Annotated in this window: 25 protein-coding genes and 2 tRNA genes; 21 read left to right on the top strand and 6 right to left on the bottom strand. The window is 32.6% G+C overall.

The annotated features are described in order from the left end of the window. Positions 1-8 precede the first annotated feature (8 nt). Positions 9-635, top strand: a complete 627-nt coding sequence (locus ABXG81_RS03210; protein ID WP_353529097.1) for a hypothetical protein — start codon at positions 9-11, stop codon at positions 633-635. Between the two features lie 10 nt (positions 636-645). On the opposite strand, the gene ABXG81_RS03215 is transcribed toward ABXG81_RS03210, so the two are convergent. Beyond that, a complete protein-coding gene (locus ABXG81_RS03215; protein WP_316116175.1) occupies positions 646-903 on the bottom strand; it encodes a GIY-YIG nuclease family protein in 258 nt (85 codons plus the stop codon). Beyond that, positions 903-1,505, bottom strand: coding sequence for a regulatory protein RecX (locus ABXG81_RS03220; protein ID WP_353529098.1), 603 nt, complete (start codon positions 1,503-1,505; stop codon positions 903-905). The genes ABXG81_RS03215 and ABXG81_RS03220 overlap by 1 nt, the downstream gene beginning before the upstream one ends. 331 nt (positions 1,506-1,836) lie before the next feature. On the opposite strand from ABXG81_RS03220, the gene ABXG81_RS03225 reads away from it, so the two are divergent. Continuing rightward, positions 1,837-1,913 (top strand) — tRNA-His (locus ABXG81_RS03225). Position 1,914: 1 nt separating this feature from the next. Next, positions 1,915-2,000 (top strand) — tRNA-Leu (locus tag ABXG81_RS03230). Positions 2,001-2,085: 85 nt separating this feature from the next. Here the strand turns inward: ABXG81_RS03230 and ABXG81_RS03235 are convergent. The 3 genes from ABXG81_RS03235 to ABXG81_RS03245 form a co-directional block, all read right to left on the bottom strand. Further along, entirely contained in the window at positions 2,086-3,180 is a 1,095-nt protein-coding gene (locus tag ABXG81_RS03235; RefSeq protein ID WP_353529099.1) for a tyrosine-type recombinase/integrase, read from the bottom strand. Between the two features lie 124 nt (positions 3,181-3,304). Further along, complete coding sequence (locus tag ABXG81_RS03240; RefSeq protein WP_353529100.1) at positions 3,305-4,702, bottom strand: DUF4041 domain-containing protein; 1,398 nt, start codon at positions 4,700-4,702, stop codon at positions 3,305-3,307. Between the two features lie 9 nt (positions 4,703-4,711). Beyond that, positions 4,712-5,320, bottom strand: a complete 609-nt coding sequence (locus ABXG81_RS03245; RefSeq protein WP_353529101.1) for an XRE family transcriptional regulator — start codon at positions 5,318-5,320, stop codon at positions 4,712-4,714. A 166-nt stretch (positions 5,321-5,486) separates the two neighbouring features. Between ABXG81_RS03245 and ABXG81_RS03250 the strand changes: the two genes are divergently transcribed. The 4 genes from ABXG81_RS03250 (at position 5,487) to ABXG81_RS03265 (ending at position 6,745) form a co-directional block, all read left to right on the top strand. Beyond that, positions 5,487-5,612 carry a hypothetical protein gene (locus ABXG81_RS03250; protein WP_353529102.1) on the top strand — a complete coding sequence of 42 codons (126 nt, stop codon included), beginning with the start codon at positions 5,487-5,489 and terminating at the stop codon, positions 5,610-5,612. 192 nt (positions 5,613-5,804) lie between these two features. Beyond that, positions 5,805-6,065 carry a hypothetical protein gene (locus ABXG81_RS03255; protein ID WP_353529103.1) on the top strand — a complete coding sequence of 87 codons (261 nt, stop codon included), beginning with the start codon at positions 5,805-5,807 and terminating at the stop codon, positions 6,063-6,065. 235 nt (positions 6,066-6,300) lie between these two features. After that, positions 6,301-6,489 carry a hypothetical protein gene (locus tag ABXG81_RS03260; RefSeq protein ID WP_353529104.1) on the top strand — a complete coding sequence of 63 codons (189 nt, stop codon included), beginning with the start codon at positions 6,301-6,303 and terminating at the stop codon, positions 6,487-6,489. A 31-nt stretch (positions 6,490-6,520) separates the two neighbouring features. Continuing rightward, positions 6,521-6,745, top strand: coding sequence for a hypothetical protein (locus tag ABXG81_RS03265; RefSeq protein WP_353529105.1), 225 nt, complete (start codon positions 6,521-6,523; stop codon positions 6,743-6,745). Here ABXG81_RS03265 and ABXG81_RS03270 read toward each other — a convergent pair. After that, positions 6,712-7,377, bottom strand: coding sequence for a hypothetical protein (locus ABXG81_RS03270; RefSeq protein WP_353529106.1), 666 nt, complete (start codon positions 7,375-7,377; stop codon positions 6,712-6,714). The two genes, ABXG81_RS03265 and ABXG81_RS03270, sit on opposite strands and share 34 nt — an antisense overlap. An 84-nt stretch (positions 7,378-7,461) precedes the next feature. On the opposite strand from ABXG81_RS03270, the gene ABXG81_RS03275 reads away from it, so the two are divergent. The 14 genes from ABXG81_RS03275 to ABXG81_RS03340 all read left to right on the top strand — a co-directional run bounded on the left by ABXG81_RS03275 (position 7,462) and on the right by ABXG81_RS03340 (position 14,324). Further along, on the top strand, positions 7,462-7,677 hold the full coding sequence (locus ABXG81_RS03275) for a helix-turn-helix transcriptional regulator (RefSeq protein ID WP_353529107.1): 216 nt from the start codon (positions 7,462-7,464) through the stop codon (positions 7,675-7,677). A gap of 55 nt (positions 7,678-7,732) precedes the next feature. Next, on the top strand, positions 7,733-8,515 hold the full coding sequence (locus ABXG81_RS03280) for a phage antirepressor KilAC domain-containing protein (RefSeq protein ID WP_353529108.1): 783 nt from the start codon (positions 7,733-7,735) through the stop codon (positions 8,513-8,515). A gap of 8 nt (positions 8,516-8,523) precedes the next feature. Beyond that, positions 8,524-8,727, top strand: a complete 204-nt coding sequence (locus tag ABXG81_RS03285; protein WP_353529109.1) for a hypothetical protein — start codon at positions 8,524-8,526, stop codon at positions 8,725-8,727. A gap of 12 nt (positions 8,728-8,739) precedes the next feature. Continuing rightward, positions 8,740-8,913, top strand: coding sequence for a hypothetical protein (locus ABXG81_RS03290; protein ID WP_353529110.1), 174 nt, complete (start codon positions 8,740-8,742; stop codon positions 8,911-8,913). A gap of 246 nt (positions 8,914-9,159) precedes the next feature. Continuing rightward, positions 9,160-9,345, top strand: a complete 186-nt coding sequence (locus ABXG81_RS03295) for a hypothetical protein (protein WP_353529111.1) — start codon at positions 9,160-9,162, stop codon at positions 9,343-9,345. Beyond that, complete coding sequence (locus tag ABXG81_RS03300; protein ID WP_353529112.1) at positions 9,326-9,595, top strand: hypothetical protein; 270 nt, start codon at positions 9,326-9,328, stop codon at positions 9,593-9,595. The genes ABXG81_RS03295 and ABXG81_RS03300 overlap by 20 nt, the downstream gene beginning before the upstream one ends. Next, positions 9,592-10,536 (top strand): lambda-exonuclease family protein, encoded by a 945-nt coding sequence (locus ABXG81_RS03305; protein WP_353529113.1) that lies wholly within the window; start codon positions 9,592-9,594, stop codon positions 10,534-10,536. The genes ABXG81_RS03300 and ABXG81_RS03305 overlap by 4 nt, the downstream gene beginning before the upstream one ends. Beyond that, positions 10,529-10,768: a hypothetical protein gene (locus ABXG81_RS03310; protein ID WP_353529114.1), complete on the top strand. Its 240-nt coding sequence runs from the start codon at positions 10,529-10,531 to the stop codon at positions 10,766-10,768. The genes ABXG81_RS03305 and ABXG81_RS03310 overlap by 8 nt, the downstream gene beginning before the upstream one ends. 10 nt (positions 10,769-10,778) lie before the next feature. Then, the gene (locus ABXG81_RS03315; RefSeq protein WP_353529115.1) at positions 10,779-11,651 is read left to right on the top strand and encodes a recombinase RecT; all 873 of its coding nucleotides are present in this window, start codon (positions 10,779-10,781) and stop codon (positions 11,649-11,651) included. Beyond that, complete coding sequence (locus tag ABXG81_RS03320) at positions 11,641-12,387, top strand: hypothetical protein (protein WP_353529116.1); 747 nt, start codon at positions 11,641-11,643, stop codon at positions 12,385-12,387. The genes ABXG81_RS03315 and ABXG81_RS03320 overlap by 11 nt, the downstream gene beginning before the upstream one ends. Then, the gene (locus ABXG81_RS03325) at positions 12,387-13,268 is read left to right on the top strand and encodes a conserved phage C-terminal domain-containing protein (RefSeq protein WP_353529117.1); all 882 of its coding nucleotides are present in this window, start codon (positions 12,387-12,389) and stop codon (positions 13,266-13,268) included. Before ABXG81_RS03320 ends, ABXG81_RS03325 begins: the two co-directional genes overlap by 1 nt. Further along, positions 13,265-13,453, top strand: coding sequence for a hypothetical protein (locus ABXG81_RS03330; RefSeq protein WP_353529118.1), 189 nt, complete (start codon positions 13,265-13,267; stop codon positions 13,451-13,453). Before ABXG81_RS03325 ends, ABXG81_RS03330 begins: the two co-directional genes overlap by 4 nt. Next, the gene (locus ABXG81_RS03335; protein ID WP_353529119.1) at positions 13,453-13,866 is read left to right on the top strand and encodes a helix-turn-helix domain-containing protein; all 414 of its coding nucleotides are present in this window, start codon (positions 13,453-13,455) and stop codon (positions 13,864-13,866) included. Before ABXG81_RS03330 ends, ABXG81_RS03335 begins: the two co-directional genes overlap by 1 nt. After that, complete coding sequence (locus tag ABXG81_RS03340) at positions 13,866-14,324, top strand: nucleotide modification associated domain-containing protein (protein ID WP_353529120.1); 459 nt, start codon at positions 13,866-13,868, stop codon at positions 14,322-14,324. The genes ABXG81_RS03335 and ABXG81_RS03340 overlap by 1 nt, the downstream gene beginning before the upstream one ends. Positions 14,325-14,341 lie beyond the last annotated feature (17 nt).

The following is a 14,341-nucleotide window of genomic DNA, read 5'->3' on the forward strand; positions in this document are numbered from 1 at the left end:
AGGTGAATATGCAAATATATGTTATAAATGGACCAGATGGAATAGGGAAGATTGACTTTTCAGTTAATCTTGCTGAAAACTTAAAAAATTCCAATAAAGTCTTACTAATTCAAGGAAAAAGGAAGGCTGCATCTAATATAGAAGATTATTTTAAAAAAGATGGAATGATTACCTATGATATAGCTGATTATTTTACAGAACTTGCTCCTCTTTCAATGGTTGTTATCAATCAATATGATAATTTGGATTTTATAATTAGTCCTTTACTTGAAGATAAATATGAAATAAAAAGTGAAGATATAAAAAAACTTTTATCAGATGTTTCCTATGACTATGTAATTATAAATGGGATAGATAAAAATCTATTATCGGATAAATATGTAATTGACATAGTAGGTGAAAATGACCTATCTTATGTGAGCGATAGTGATGCATTTTTTATAAATAGAGTTTCTGATGATTATGATGTTAGAAAATATAAGGATCAAATTGATAGTAAAAGCTCAAAATTTCTTGGAACAGTAAAAGAAGGCGGATATTTTAAAGAAATTATTGAAAATCTAAAAAATGAAAATGAAGTAGAAGTTGCTAAAATAGGATTCTTTGAAAGATTAAGATCTGGATTCAGAAAATAAAAATTAGGACTTAGCAAAGCTTAAAGCTTTTGACTAAGTCCTCTTTTTTTTGCTTTGATAAATTTTTTATAGCAATTTCTCTTTTTAATGCTTCTGATTTATCCGATATTTCTTCGAAATACACGAGTTTACATGGACGATGAGATCTAGTATATTTTGCACCTTTTCCACTATTATGTAAGTCTATTCGCTTATCAAGGTCTTTGCACCAGCCAGTATAAAGAGAGTTATCTTTACATCTTAAAATATATACGTAACCATAAGTCATTAAAACATATCTCCTAAAACTTTATTGATTATATCAAATTCAAATCCCTTGGAGGCAAGGTATCTATAAACTTTTTGCTTATTTTCTAAAGAAAAATCTCCTTGGGCTTTTTTATTAGCAAAATTATAAGCTTTTTCATATTCTTCTTCATAAGTAATATCATCTAAATAAGCTTCAATTAGATAATCTGCTATCTTTTTTGATTTTAGAGAGTATCTAATTTTATTTTTTGACCACCTAGATATACTATGTTTATCAGATATATATGATTTTACATAGGATTCATCATCAATTAATCCGTAATCTTTTAGAAATGCTATAGTTTTTTCTATAGTACTGTTATTAAAGTCATTAGATTTTAGTAACTTCTCAATCTCAAAACTAGTTTTTTGGGCATATAATATTTTTGATAAGGCAAAATTTTTTGCCCTATTAAATTGATCATCTGCTAAAATTATTTTGTAAGTATCAAAGCTGATTTCATCATCTATTTGTATGTTTAATTCATTATAAAGGTCATAAGATATAAAAAAATTTTCCCCCTCAATAGTTAATATTACTAAATTAAAACTATCTGAATAATTAATTTTTTTAACAATCATAGACCAGCAATAGATATATATGCATTATATATAATAGGAGCTACCATTGCTATTGCTATTACTATAGCAAAAATTTTTAAAATTGTTTTTTTATTTTTCATAGTTCACCTCATAAATATTTTACTAGTAAAATAAAAAAAAACATTTTAATAAAAGTAAAAAAAAATCTTGACAAAGGTAGGCGAATAGTATTATAATAGATCTTGCAGTTGAGAATGCATGAGGCCATTGGGCATCTTATATTAAATGTATATTAAGTTAATGTAAAAATTATTTTAAAAAAACTTGACATATATTTTATATAGTGTATACTAGATAGGGTAGTGACCTGGTGGGTATGGTCCAGTTGGTTAAGACACCTGGTTGTGGCCCAGGAGGCCGTGAGTTCGAATCTCACTACTCACCCCATGCGGGATTGGCGGAATTGGCAGACGCGCTAGACTTAGGATCTAGTGAGAATTTCTCGTGAAGGTTCAACTCCTTTATCCCGCACCAAAGATTTAAAGCAAGCGTTGAAATATCAGCGTTTGCTTTTTTTATTGTGGGTAATATGTGGGTAACTAGCATTTTAAAACTCCTTTTATTGGATTTTTTGTAACTCACTATAGATGTACTCATCTAAATCTTGGATGTATGAGTTAGCGGTTATATTAAAGTTTGTATGACCCATTAATTTTTGTAAAGCTTTATCAGTTACCCCGCTATTATGTGCTATGGTAGCAAAGGTATATCTGCAAGTATAAGGTATTTTCTTTTCTACTCCTGCTTTTTCTAGGGCAGGGTAGTACATTCTTTTATTAAATGTATTTATACTAGGATTGATTATTTTTCTGTTAGGTTGCTTATACTCTACTATATATCCTGTTTGAGAGTGTAGCATTAACTCTGCTAGGATTGGTTTTATTTTTGGGTGTATAAACATTTTTCTATCCCTACCAGCTTCTGTCTTTTCTCCAAAGTTTATTATAGTATTATCTTTTAGGTTTACATTGTCTTTCTTTAGTCCTAAATACTCTCCTGTACGCATTCCTGTAAAGATTAGTATTAATATATGCCTTGCATAGTAATTTGTGCTTAGAGAGTTAAATAGTGAGCTTATTTCTTTATTAGTAAATATTTGTTTCTTTCTTTGTATCTTTAACCCACCTACTTCTAGATTTGTAGCTAAGTTATAGGTAAGTAGGTTTTCTTTTATAGCTGTTTTATATATCTTACTTACTAGATGCTTTAATCTTTCTATAGATGATTTACTATAGTATTTTTGTTTGTATGATCCATTTTTACCTTGCACTTGATATCCATTATTTTCCATATTATCTATAACTTCTTGTAACTGTGAAAATTTAATATCGTGTATATTTTCATCGTGGATATCTTTATACTTATCAAAAGCTACTTCATATCTTCTTTGAGTTTTATCTGATAGCTTTTTAAACTCATTTGTATTTTTGTATTTATTATATAGTGCCTTAAAGGTCACTTCTGGGGCTGGCTCTTGATAGTTTAGCAAGGCCTCCATAGCCTCATTATAGGTTTTATAAAATCCTATATCCTTACGACCCTTTTTAGCTGGCAATCTTGCCCTGTATTGGTTTAGTCGTGTTTTGCCTTGGGGTGTCTTTTTTACTCTCTCTATGCTACCAGTCCCATTTGGTAGTTTTCTTCTTTTTGCCATTTTATCCTCCTTATGGTATACTAATTTCGAGAGGCACTAAATGTATATAAGAAGTCAATTAATGTCTTTCTACAGGTTTTTTATAGCACGGGTTTAGTCGCCCGTGCTTTTTTGATGTATTATTTTATTCTTCTATATTATCGTTTGATAACTTATCTTGCTTATATATAGGTATCGGTTTTACAAACTTTAAAGAGCCTTTTTCTATATTTGATGGGTCTTTTCCTTCAATTTCTAATGTTTCTCTAAGTTCAACTGCTTCAGGTTCTGGATTAAAATCAAATGTCAATTCTTTGTGTAGGTCTAGTACTTTCTTAATATCTTCTAGACTTATATTAAAGAATTCTTTACGATAGTTTGCTTTATTAACTCTTTGATCTTCAAAGTATTTGTGTAGCTCGGCTTCTAATTGGTAAGCTTGGTATGAGAAAATCATTGCATGAACATCAAATTTAAAAGGTACTGAGGCTGATGATAATTCCATTATTCTTTGGTATGGGTCTAGTCTTCTAGTTACGCCTATTTTGTATACTTCTTCACCAAATGAACCTATATTAGAAATTATATATACATAGCCAGCACCTGTATTTTCGACTCTATAATCTATATCAGTTTTTTCATCTTGTAAATTTGTAATTTCATTTTGTAGTTTTGCTAATTCGGCTTTTAAAGCTTCTATTTCATCATCTTTTGCTGAATTGATCTTTTCGGTTACTTTAGCTCTTGCTATATTTAAAGCCTCTATTTCTTTATCTAGCTTATCTTGTTTTTTCTCTAATTCTTTTTGTGCTTTTTTGTTTTCTGCTTCTATTTCCCTTTGCTCTATCAACGCTTGTTTTTCTTCTTCTTTTAGTTTGTAATATGCGTAAGAGGAGTCTAATTCTTGATGTTTTAGATCTAGTAAATTTGGATCTATTTTTATATTATTTTCAGTTAATTTAGAAATTTTATTATAACTACTTTCCAATTTATTTTGTCTTGTTGAATAAGATTTGAAAGTTAAATTAGATAAATTATAGTCACAGAAAGTATTAAATGCATAGTAAGCTAGCTTTTGTAAATTCTCTGTTTTGATTGTTATTTCCTTACCTTTTAAATTTTTGTTATTAACTTTTCTAAGTAATTCTTTTTCTTGTAGCTTTATTGTTTTTAATTGTTGCTTGTAAGTTTCTGATTTTTCAAATTCGAAATCAGTAGGGGACATTCCATAATCTTTGGCATTTAATTCTTCAAATTTTAATATTAAAATTTGATTATTTTTTTCTAATGATTCTTTTTCTTGTTTTAGTTCTTTTATATATTTTTCTATTTCTGAACTTTTTTCTTTCATTACTTGTTGTTTTGTTTCTTCTTTGAATTTATCTAAGTTTGCTTTCTTGTCTTGATAATCTTTTTCTAAATCCGAATTTCTTGATTTTAATTCTTTTAAATTTTTTATTCCTTCTGCTCTAAGCTCTTTTTTCTCCTCTATTTTACCGATTACTAGTAATAAGATAATAATTAATATGATTATGCTTGCCATTGTATCTCCTTAAAATTTTCTTCTTTGCTCTATAACTTTTCCTATTATTTCAACTGGGATTGTTTGTATTTCTTCGTTGCTATAAAATCTAGGTAAAAATACATCTGGATTTGTTGCGATCAGCGTGATACCTTCAGGGGATATTTCTACTATTTTCATTGTAGCTTCATCACCGTTTACTCTTACTATCGCTATTTCTCCACTATCTACTGTAGATTGTTTTCTAACTATGACTACGTCACCTTCTTTGAAGTTTGGCTCCATTGATTGACCTTTAAGTCTAAGCCCGAAATGCTCTCCTTGGATTTTTAGCTTTGGATTAATTTCTTCAAAGTCTACAATATCTTCATCAGCTATAAATGGATTTCCGCAGCTTACTGCTCTATATACTGGGACTTCGTATTTGTCACTATTTGTATTCTTTTCATTTCCAAGTAAATAGTCTATCGATACATCAAAAAGATCAGCATATCTAGATAGAGTAGATGTTGTAGGTATTCTTGCATTGCTTTCATACATTGCAATACTGGATCTACTAGTATTTATTTTTCTTGCTAATTCATCTTGGCTATATTTAGCACTTTTTCTTAGATAGGTTAATTTATCTCCGATTTGCATTTTATACTCCTTATCACTAATAGTGACTTTTGTTTTATTATATCACGTATAGTGATAATGTAAATGGCTATATTGTCCTAATTAAGGACAAAAATAAATAAATGAATCGAAAATACTTGACTATGTCACATATAGTGATATAATATAACCAAGAAGGGAGGAAATGATGAGTAAAAAAGATAATAAAAAAGATGACCAACTCATAAAGCTAGCACTAATAACTGCCGTAATCAGTTTATTAGATAGCATAATAGAGTTAGTCATCAAAACAATAGAATTACTAAAGCCTTAGGGCTTTGGTAATTGAGCTACACTCATCATTATTATATATGAAAGATGACAGAAAGACAATGGAGAAAGTTTTGAGAGCAATAATAGGGCTTAATATAGTTAGTATAATTTTGAGTCTTATAAGTTTGTTAGGATAGGAGATAATTTATACTAGTGATAAAAAATTGTACTAACAAATACTGTGGAGGTAGTAATGGACGAAGATAATATATGCATAGAAGATGACCAATTAAATAAAAATGCAAGTTATTTAGCTGAAGATATTACAGAGATAATTATAGAAACTGATGAAAAAGACCCTAAGGTTATCGCTAGAATAAATGAAATTTTAAGTCCTAGCGAAGGTTATAGGGTCAGGGTTAAATTTAAAGATAATGATTTTAATAATAGATTAAAAATCTTAGAATCTAAGGTTGATTTATTAGAATCTAAGGTTAGTAAATCTACACTATAGTGTAATACGAGCCATAAACTCAAGTTAGCTTAGAAGGAAAGAAGTTATGTTTTGGAAAAGAAAAAGGAAAATAAAAAATCTCTCATTAACAGGGAGAAATAAAAGGGAATCTATTTCTATAGTTGTTAACGAGAGAAAGAAACAAATTAATATTCTAAGACAAGATGCTAGTCAAATTTCACATGAGACTTACTGTCTTGAAGATATAAAGGTGGAGTGAGAAAGGAGTGGGTAAATGTTTAAATTTATAGTATTGATTTTACTTATTTTCTCTATTTATAAATGGTTTGTATATAGTATGGCCTTTAAAGGTCTTATGTATTACGTAGGTACTCATTTTGGAGAAGATGAGATGGACAAGATAGATATGGGAAAAGTCATTCAAACTGCTATAAAAAACACTCTGAATGACCTTAGAGGTTAGTATCCCAAGTTATGTATTAAGGGAGGTATATATGAAAGATAATAATTTGCTAAATGATTTAGACAAAAGAACAGGAAGTGAAATTATTCCTAAGGGAATAAAAGTCACCTCTATTATAGAAGTGACTTATGATATAGAAAATGATTATGATGAGTTTCAAAGGGAAGTAAAACAATTTTATACTACAGATGGTAGGTATATAGGAAAGTTTGATCCGCTTGATCAGTTTGATAAGATAGTGTCTAATCCATCATGATAATTGATTTCAAAGGAAATTAGATAGACTAGATTTTTTAGAAAATCTCTAAGGTCATCAACATCCTTTGTTGGATGTAGAGTTTTTATATGTACTTGGTCGTTAGCTAAGTAATTAGTCATTCTAGCTAGGTCTTGAAGTTTTTGGTTACCTATTTCAGAAATAGCCTTATTGATAGTAAGATTTAAAATTCTATCGGTGTCATCTGGTTTAAGAAATATTAAAAAATCTTTAACTAAGAATTCAATAGATTTTCTATAACCCATGCCTGCTATTTGCTTTAGATCTAGCTGATAAGCTGTTTCTGATTGGGTGTAAATGTCTTCAAAATCTTCAGATATTTCTTTTACATTATCAGGAATATCTAATTCTACAGTTGGCGAATAGTCATAAGGAACTAAGATTTGTTTAGGATTTCGTCTTGGGTTGCTATAAATATATTCAACAGCATAGAAGCTTGAGCATATATTGCATCTAACTAAAATAGCAAATATCCTATTTTGATTATGATTTTGAACGTCAGATTTGGTGACTATTGTAGGAATCATTTCTTTGTGACAATGAGGGCAGATTTTAGGAACATCTAATTCTAAATGATTATAATACATGATTGTTGTTGGAATATTTGTCATGATTTTCTCCTTTGTGTTTTATATACATTATACACTAGGGAAAAATCAACAGAATTTAGAAATATAAAATCTATAATTAAGGGGGTGATTTTTATTGAAAAAGTAAATAATAAGTTAGGAAATAAATTAAAAAGATTAAGAGAGCAAGATGGGAAAACTCAAAAGGAGTTGGCGGATATTATGGGACTCGGAGTAAGTACTATTTCAATGTATGAAATTGGAGCTAGAATTCCGTCGGATAGAGTTAAAAAACAGTATTCTTTGCTTTTTAATAAATCTGTGGATGATATATTTTTTTAACATAAAATGTCACAAATAAGGACTTAACGACTAACGGTAGTCACAAGGAGGAGAAATGAACGAATTAAAAATTTTTGAAAGCGAAAGTTTTGGAGAGATAAGAACAATTTTAGATGAACAAGGCGAGCCTTGGTTTGTAGGGAAAGATGTAGCAGATGTTTTGCAATACTCTAACACAAGAGATGCATTAGCTAGACATGTAGATAAAGAAGATAAATCTGACGTAGCGATTCACGACGGCAGACAAAATAGAAAACAGACTGTTATTAATGAGTCGGGTCTATACTCACTAATATTTTCATCAAAAATGAAAAAAGCAAAAGAGTTTAAAAGGTGGGTTACTTCTGAAGTCTTACCAGCAATAAGAAAGCATGGTGCTTATATGACTGACAAGGTTATAGAAAGGACTCTGACTGATCCAGACTATCTAATAATGTTAGCCACTAATCTTAAAGAGGAGAAAGCAAAAAGAGCATTGGCTGAAGCTGAGAACGAGAAAAACAAACCTAAGGTTTTATTTGCTGATGCGGTATCTGCTTCAAGTAGGTCTTGCTTGATGGGTGAACTTGCTAAAATGATTAGTCAAGAGGCTATAAGGCAAGGCAGAATTGATGGAAAGATTGGACAAAACAAACTATTTGCTTGGATGAGAAATAATGGATATTTATGCAAGTCTGGCGAAAGGAAGAACCAGCCAATGCAACAGTATGTGGAACAAGGGCTATTTGAGATGAAAAAGGGATCTTACGTTGATAGTAGAGGAGCAAATGTAGTTACTACAACTACTAAGGTTACTGGTAAGGGCCAGATATATTTTATTAATAAGTTTTTAGGATAGGTGATTATGTGAAAATTAGTGACCATATAACAACAGTTGCAGAGGCTAGCAAGCTTTTAAACTGGGATGAAAAAACAATAAGAGATTGTCTCAGGGCTGGAGTACTGACTTTTGGGACTGCTATAAAAGGCACTGGGGACAATCACAAATACTATATAGACAAAAAGACACTTTATAAGTGTGTAAGTGGGGAGAAAGAATTGTTTAAATAAAAGGAGATAAAAATGACATTAAAAATTTTAAATTTTAATAAAAAACAAAATGGCAGATTGGCAAGAAAGCAAGCTAAAAGAGAAGAATTTGTACAAAACCAAATTAGAAAAAATCGTGAAGAAGCTGAGAAAAAAGCTCGTATGAAACAAATTTGTGATGTTAGAAGATATTGCTTTGGAGAGTAAAAGCAAAAAAAGCCCATTGCAAACGGCAAGGGGCTAATAATCAACACAAACTAATTATACCATAAATTTAGGAGGTGGTCATATAGAATAAAAACTTAATCAATAAAATTTTGAAGACAAAACGTCACAAAATTAATTCTGAGCATATATATCTATAAATAAAAAAGCCCGATAGACTGCAATCTAAAGGGCGATAAGAAAATTTGTATATGTGGATATTATACCACTATTTGAAAGGAAAAAGAAGTGAATATTTATCAGAGTGAAGAATTTAGAAGAAACCTCAGAGAGTTAGAATATCAAGAACTTAAGGACGTTAAGAGTCTATACGAAAGACAACAACCAAGACCAGAAGAAGAACTATTTTTAGTTAACCTTGAAATTAGAAGAAGAAATTTAGGAAGGTCTAATTATGAAAATCACCTTTACTAAAATTATATACGAAGATTATGAAGTTGATATACCTAAGCAGGCTATGGATGAGGTATTTTTTGATGACTATGAGCAAGCGATTGTTGAGTTTATGGGCAAAGCAGAAAAGGTCGGAGAAGATATTGATATTGATGATATTGAGGTTGGTAAGCTTGATATTAGAGATGAAAAATATTTAGAGGATCTTGATAGGCAAGCGGAGGAAGACGAAAGGTTAATTAGCTATCAGTATAAGGAGGACTTGATATGACTAATACGATTGTCAATGCGAAAGACTTATCCCGCGAGGAGTGGTTAGAGTATAGGCAACTTGGCATTGGTGGGTCTGATGCTGCAGCTGCCTGTGGACTAAGCAAGTGGAAGAGTCCTGCACAGTTATATTTGGATAAGACTAGGCCGATTGAAAAACAAGAGTCTGAAAGCGAGCATTTAAGACAAGGTAGAGACTTTGAAGACTATGTGGCACAAAGATTTACTGAAGCTACTGGTAAGAAAGTTAGGCGTGATAACCACATGATGAGTGATGATGAGTACCCATTTTTGATTGCGGACATTGACCGTCGTGTTGTGGGCGAGGATGCAATTCTAGAGTGTAAGACTACTACTCCATATAACAAAGACAAGTGGGCAGATGGTGCTATACCTATAGAGTATGAGCTACAATGCTTGCACTATATGTCTGTTACTGGGGCTAGAAAGTGTTATATAGCTTGTCTAATCTTTGGTACTGATTTTATTATCAGAGAGATTGACTGGGATGATGAGACGATTGAGATGCTTAGAGCAAAAGAGATTGAGTTTTGGACTGAGTATGTCGAAAAAGGAATTATGCCAGAACCTGATGGATCTAGTGCATATGATGATGCCCTTAAAAAACGCTTTAAAGGGGGTCTAGAGGATAGTATTGACCTTGATACAGATAAACATGCCTATGACCTATATTTGTTTAATAAGGAGCAAATTAAGACCCTAGAGGCATACAATAAACAGTTCGAGCAAGAGATAAAGCTTGCTATGGGTGATAACAACTACGGAGATAGCAAACACTTTACAGTGAGCTATAAGCCTAGCAAGAGTGTAAGGCTTGATACTAAGAGGATAAAGGCGGAAGCACCTGAGATTTATGCTAAATACGGAAAAGAGACTGAGAGTAGAAGATTTTTGATTAAGGAGATTAGGGAAGATGAGTGAAAATTTAATCATGGCAAAATTATTGGTAGGACAACTGAGAGAAAACGACGATTTTATAGAGAATGCAGAGCTTTTCAACATTTTACCTGAAGATGTGGTCGTTGATTGCTATAAGCGTTTTAAAAAATCTATTGATGAATTCGAACCAGGTGAAATTAAGATGGGAGATATTGTTGCCTTCGCAATTATGTCTTTGCAAATTGAAATGCGTGATATAAAAATTGAGAAATGAGGAGATATAAATGACTAACGCAAAACAAGCACTAAGTAAGAAATCAAATAACAAACCAGCACCACAGGATAATGTAAGAAATCTACTTATGAGTATGAAAGGGGAGATTAACAATGCTCTGCCTCAGTATTTACCAGCTGATAAGTTTGTAAGAACATCATTAACTGCTATAAATAGCAATCCTAAGTTACTTCAATGTAGCCCACAGTCTTTACTTGCTGCTGTGATGAACTCAGCACAGTTAGGGCTTGAGTTTAATACTCCGTTGGGTGAGGCTTATCTGATCCCTTATGGAAATCAAGTGCAGTTCCAGATTGGTTATATGGGGCTATTAAAACTGGCACACAATACTGGACAATTTAAACGTATTACTGCCAAAGAAGTACACGAAAATGATGACTTTGATATTGACTACGGTACTGGGGAGATTAAGCATAAACCAGTTATTGTAGGGGAGTCTGGATATGCAATTGGCTATTATGCGGTGTATGAGACCAAAGATGGTGGCCGTGATAGTTTTTATATGAGTAAAGAAGATGCGGAGGCCTATGGTCGTAAGTTTTCTAAGTCTTTTAACTCTGGTCCATGGAAGACTAACTTTGATGCTATGGCTAAGAAGTCTTGTATCATTCAAGTGCTTAAATACGCTCCTAAGGCAATTGATAAGCCTGAGCTAGGTCAAGCTATGGCTTTTGATAATCAAGTCTTTAAATCGTCAAATACTGATAAGGATACTGGTGATGTGACTTTTGATATTGACTACGAAGTTGTAGATGATGAACCAGAACAAAAGCAAGAGCCTAAGGTGGATAAGGAGACTGGAGAGGTTTTGGAAGATGACTTTTTTGAAGATGACTTTGAGCCTGTAAAAGATGACAAGTAATCTAGTTAAAACCTTTAACAAGTTTGCTAAATATAAGTGGGATAACTACACTGTCTGGTCTGATTTTATAGAGATGCTAGCTATTAGCATTTCTAACCCAGTGGACTGGGCTCAGAAAGGTAAACGTGAGGAAATGTATCTAGCTATTGCGAGTAAATATAGCAAGGAAGAATTAGAAGTTTTTGCTGAAATGACTGCTGATTTAGTTATGGATCTTGAAAGAAATCCACGTGATGTCCTGGGTGAGGCCTTCATGGAACTAGAGTTAGGCAATAAGTGGAAGGGGCAATTTTTCACCCCTTACTCCACTGCTTATATGATGGCTAGGATGACTCTAACCAAAGAAGTAGTGCAGGAAGCAGTAAACAAAAATGGATTTATAACCATAAGTGATGAAGCCTGTGGTGGTGGCGTGACCTTGATTGCTGCTTTTAACTGGATAAGAGATCTAGGCTTTAATCCTCAGCAAATGTTAATTATTGAGGCTGGAGACTTAGATGCAAGGTCTTGTTATATGACTTATATACAATTATCCCTGGTAGGAGCAAATGCCGTAGTGAGGCAAAGAGATGCATTAGATAGCTTAGATAAACCTGATGATGCTACACGGTTTACCCCTTTTTATATCTTGGGTGGTTGGAGATACAGAAGGAAATTTAGAAAGCCTAAGGATGAGATTAAGACAGTTACTAATGACGATGGTCAAGTTAGTTTTTTAGTTAGTGAGGTAAGTTAGTGGGAAATGAAAAGAGATACTATTGGCTGAAGCTTAAAGATGACTTTTTCCAGTCTAGGAAGATGAAGAAGCTTAGAAAGGTAGCTGGGGGAGATACCTACACTATTATCTACCTAAAACTCCAGCTACTAAGTATAAACAACGATGGTGTGATTGAGTTTGAAGGTACTGATGAGGATATATTCCATCAGTTGTCATTAGATATCGATGAAGAAATTGATGATATAAAAATGACTGTTGCCTTTTGTACTGCTAATGATCTAATCGAGCTACAGCAAGATGACTTGTTTTTAAATGATGTACCTAAGCTTATAGGGTCTGAAACACAGGCTGCTAGGCGAATGAGGAGAAAGAGAGCAAAGGACAGTAAAGCTATTGAGGGTGGCACAAATGGTAACAATGTTCAAACCTTACGTAACAATGTAACGGAGGGGCGTAACAATGTTCGCTCCTGTTACACAGAGAAAGAGATAGATATAGATAAAGATATAGATATAGAGAATAGAGATATATATAGTCGAGCAGAGCACGACCGTGTGGTTGATAAAATCCCTTATAAGGAAATAGTGGATTATCTAAATAGTAAGACTGGTAAAAACTATAGGCCTACTACTGCAAAGACTAAGGACTTAATTAAGGCTAGGTACAATGAGGGGTTTACCTTAGATGATTTTAAGCGAGTTATTGATAACAAAGTTATAGATTGGTCTAACAATGACAGGATGAGTAAATATCTAAGACCAGAGACTTTATTTAGTAACAAATTTGAGGGATACCTTAATGAGGAGCCTAAGAGTACTAGTTATAAACCACAGTATAGCGAGGCTGATACTGATATATCAGACCTAGAGGCAAAGTTAGATAGGATAAGCAAGTTATGACTAAATTTTTAAAGGGCGATGACCCTGTTGCTGACAAAAGAAAAATTAATAGGTGGATAGACCAGCTAAACGAGTGCAAAAGGGACCCTAAATATTATGGTCTGAGCAATGAGCAGTTATCTAGGTTTGAGACTAATATGCGTAGTATTGCAAAGCAGTATAGGCAGATTTATGGAGGTAGGTGATGGCGATTGCGTTAAAGCTATCTAAGAGCTTTGGAGATGTGTTTAGCTCTTATGCTGAGAGATATAAGAGCAACTACATCTTTTTTGAGGGCAAACTCAAACAGAGATATAAGATTGTGACTAATGGACAATTAATCCGTTTTATAAATGGTGGTAGAAGGTATATGGATTACAAGTTAGAGCGTGATGGCACACATTTTAAGGGCTGGGTTAGGTATTACCCTTATAAGCCTCTTAAAACCATGTGTAGTGGCAAAGGTAGAAAATTAAGCAAAGCGACAATAGACGAGATAAGGGACTTATATAAGCAAGGCTACAGCAAAGCAGAGATAGCAGCTATGACTGGTGTATCACGATCTAGTGTTACTAATATAACTAACAATAAAGGTCGCTATAGTTTAGGAGATAAATAATGGATAAAACGGATAAGATGGCAGCCATCATGAGGGAGATGTTAAAGACTTATAGGGATAAAAATGCTGACTATGGGGACAGCTTTAGCAAATCTTACAAGGAATTTGGATTGGTTGCACCTGTGGTTCGTATGAGTGACAAGATGGAGAGAATAAAGGCTCTAAGCAAGGCTGATGCTAAGGTAAAAGATGAGAGCATAAAGGACACACTCTTAGACCTAGCTAATTATGCGATTATGACTATTGTCGAGATGGATATCGAAGATGATAAAGTTAAAGCTGATGAAGAAGCGTTTAAAGATGTTGTTAACATACGAATGAACAATGTAGAAAAAGCTAAAAAAGAATCATTAAACGAGATAATGAAGACTCTTGAGAGGATTAATGGGGTTAGCATTGATGATAAAAACAAACCAGAGGCCAAAGAGTACACGGAAGGCGACAAGCTTAATATTTAGTTATGATTTACAGATAT

Origin of the sequence: Anaerococcus nagyae (assembly GCF_040364225.1) — a bacterium.
Classification (GTDB): Bacteria; Bacillota; Clostridia; order Tissierellales; family Peptoniphilaceae; genus Anaerococcus; species Anaerococcus nagyae.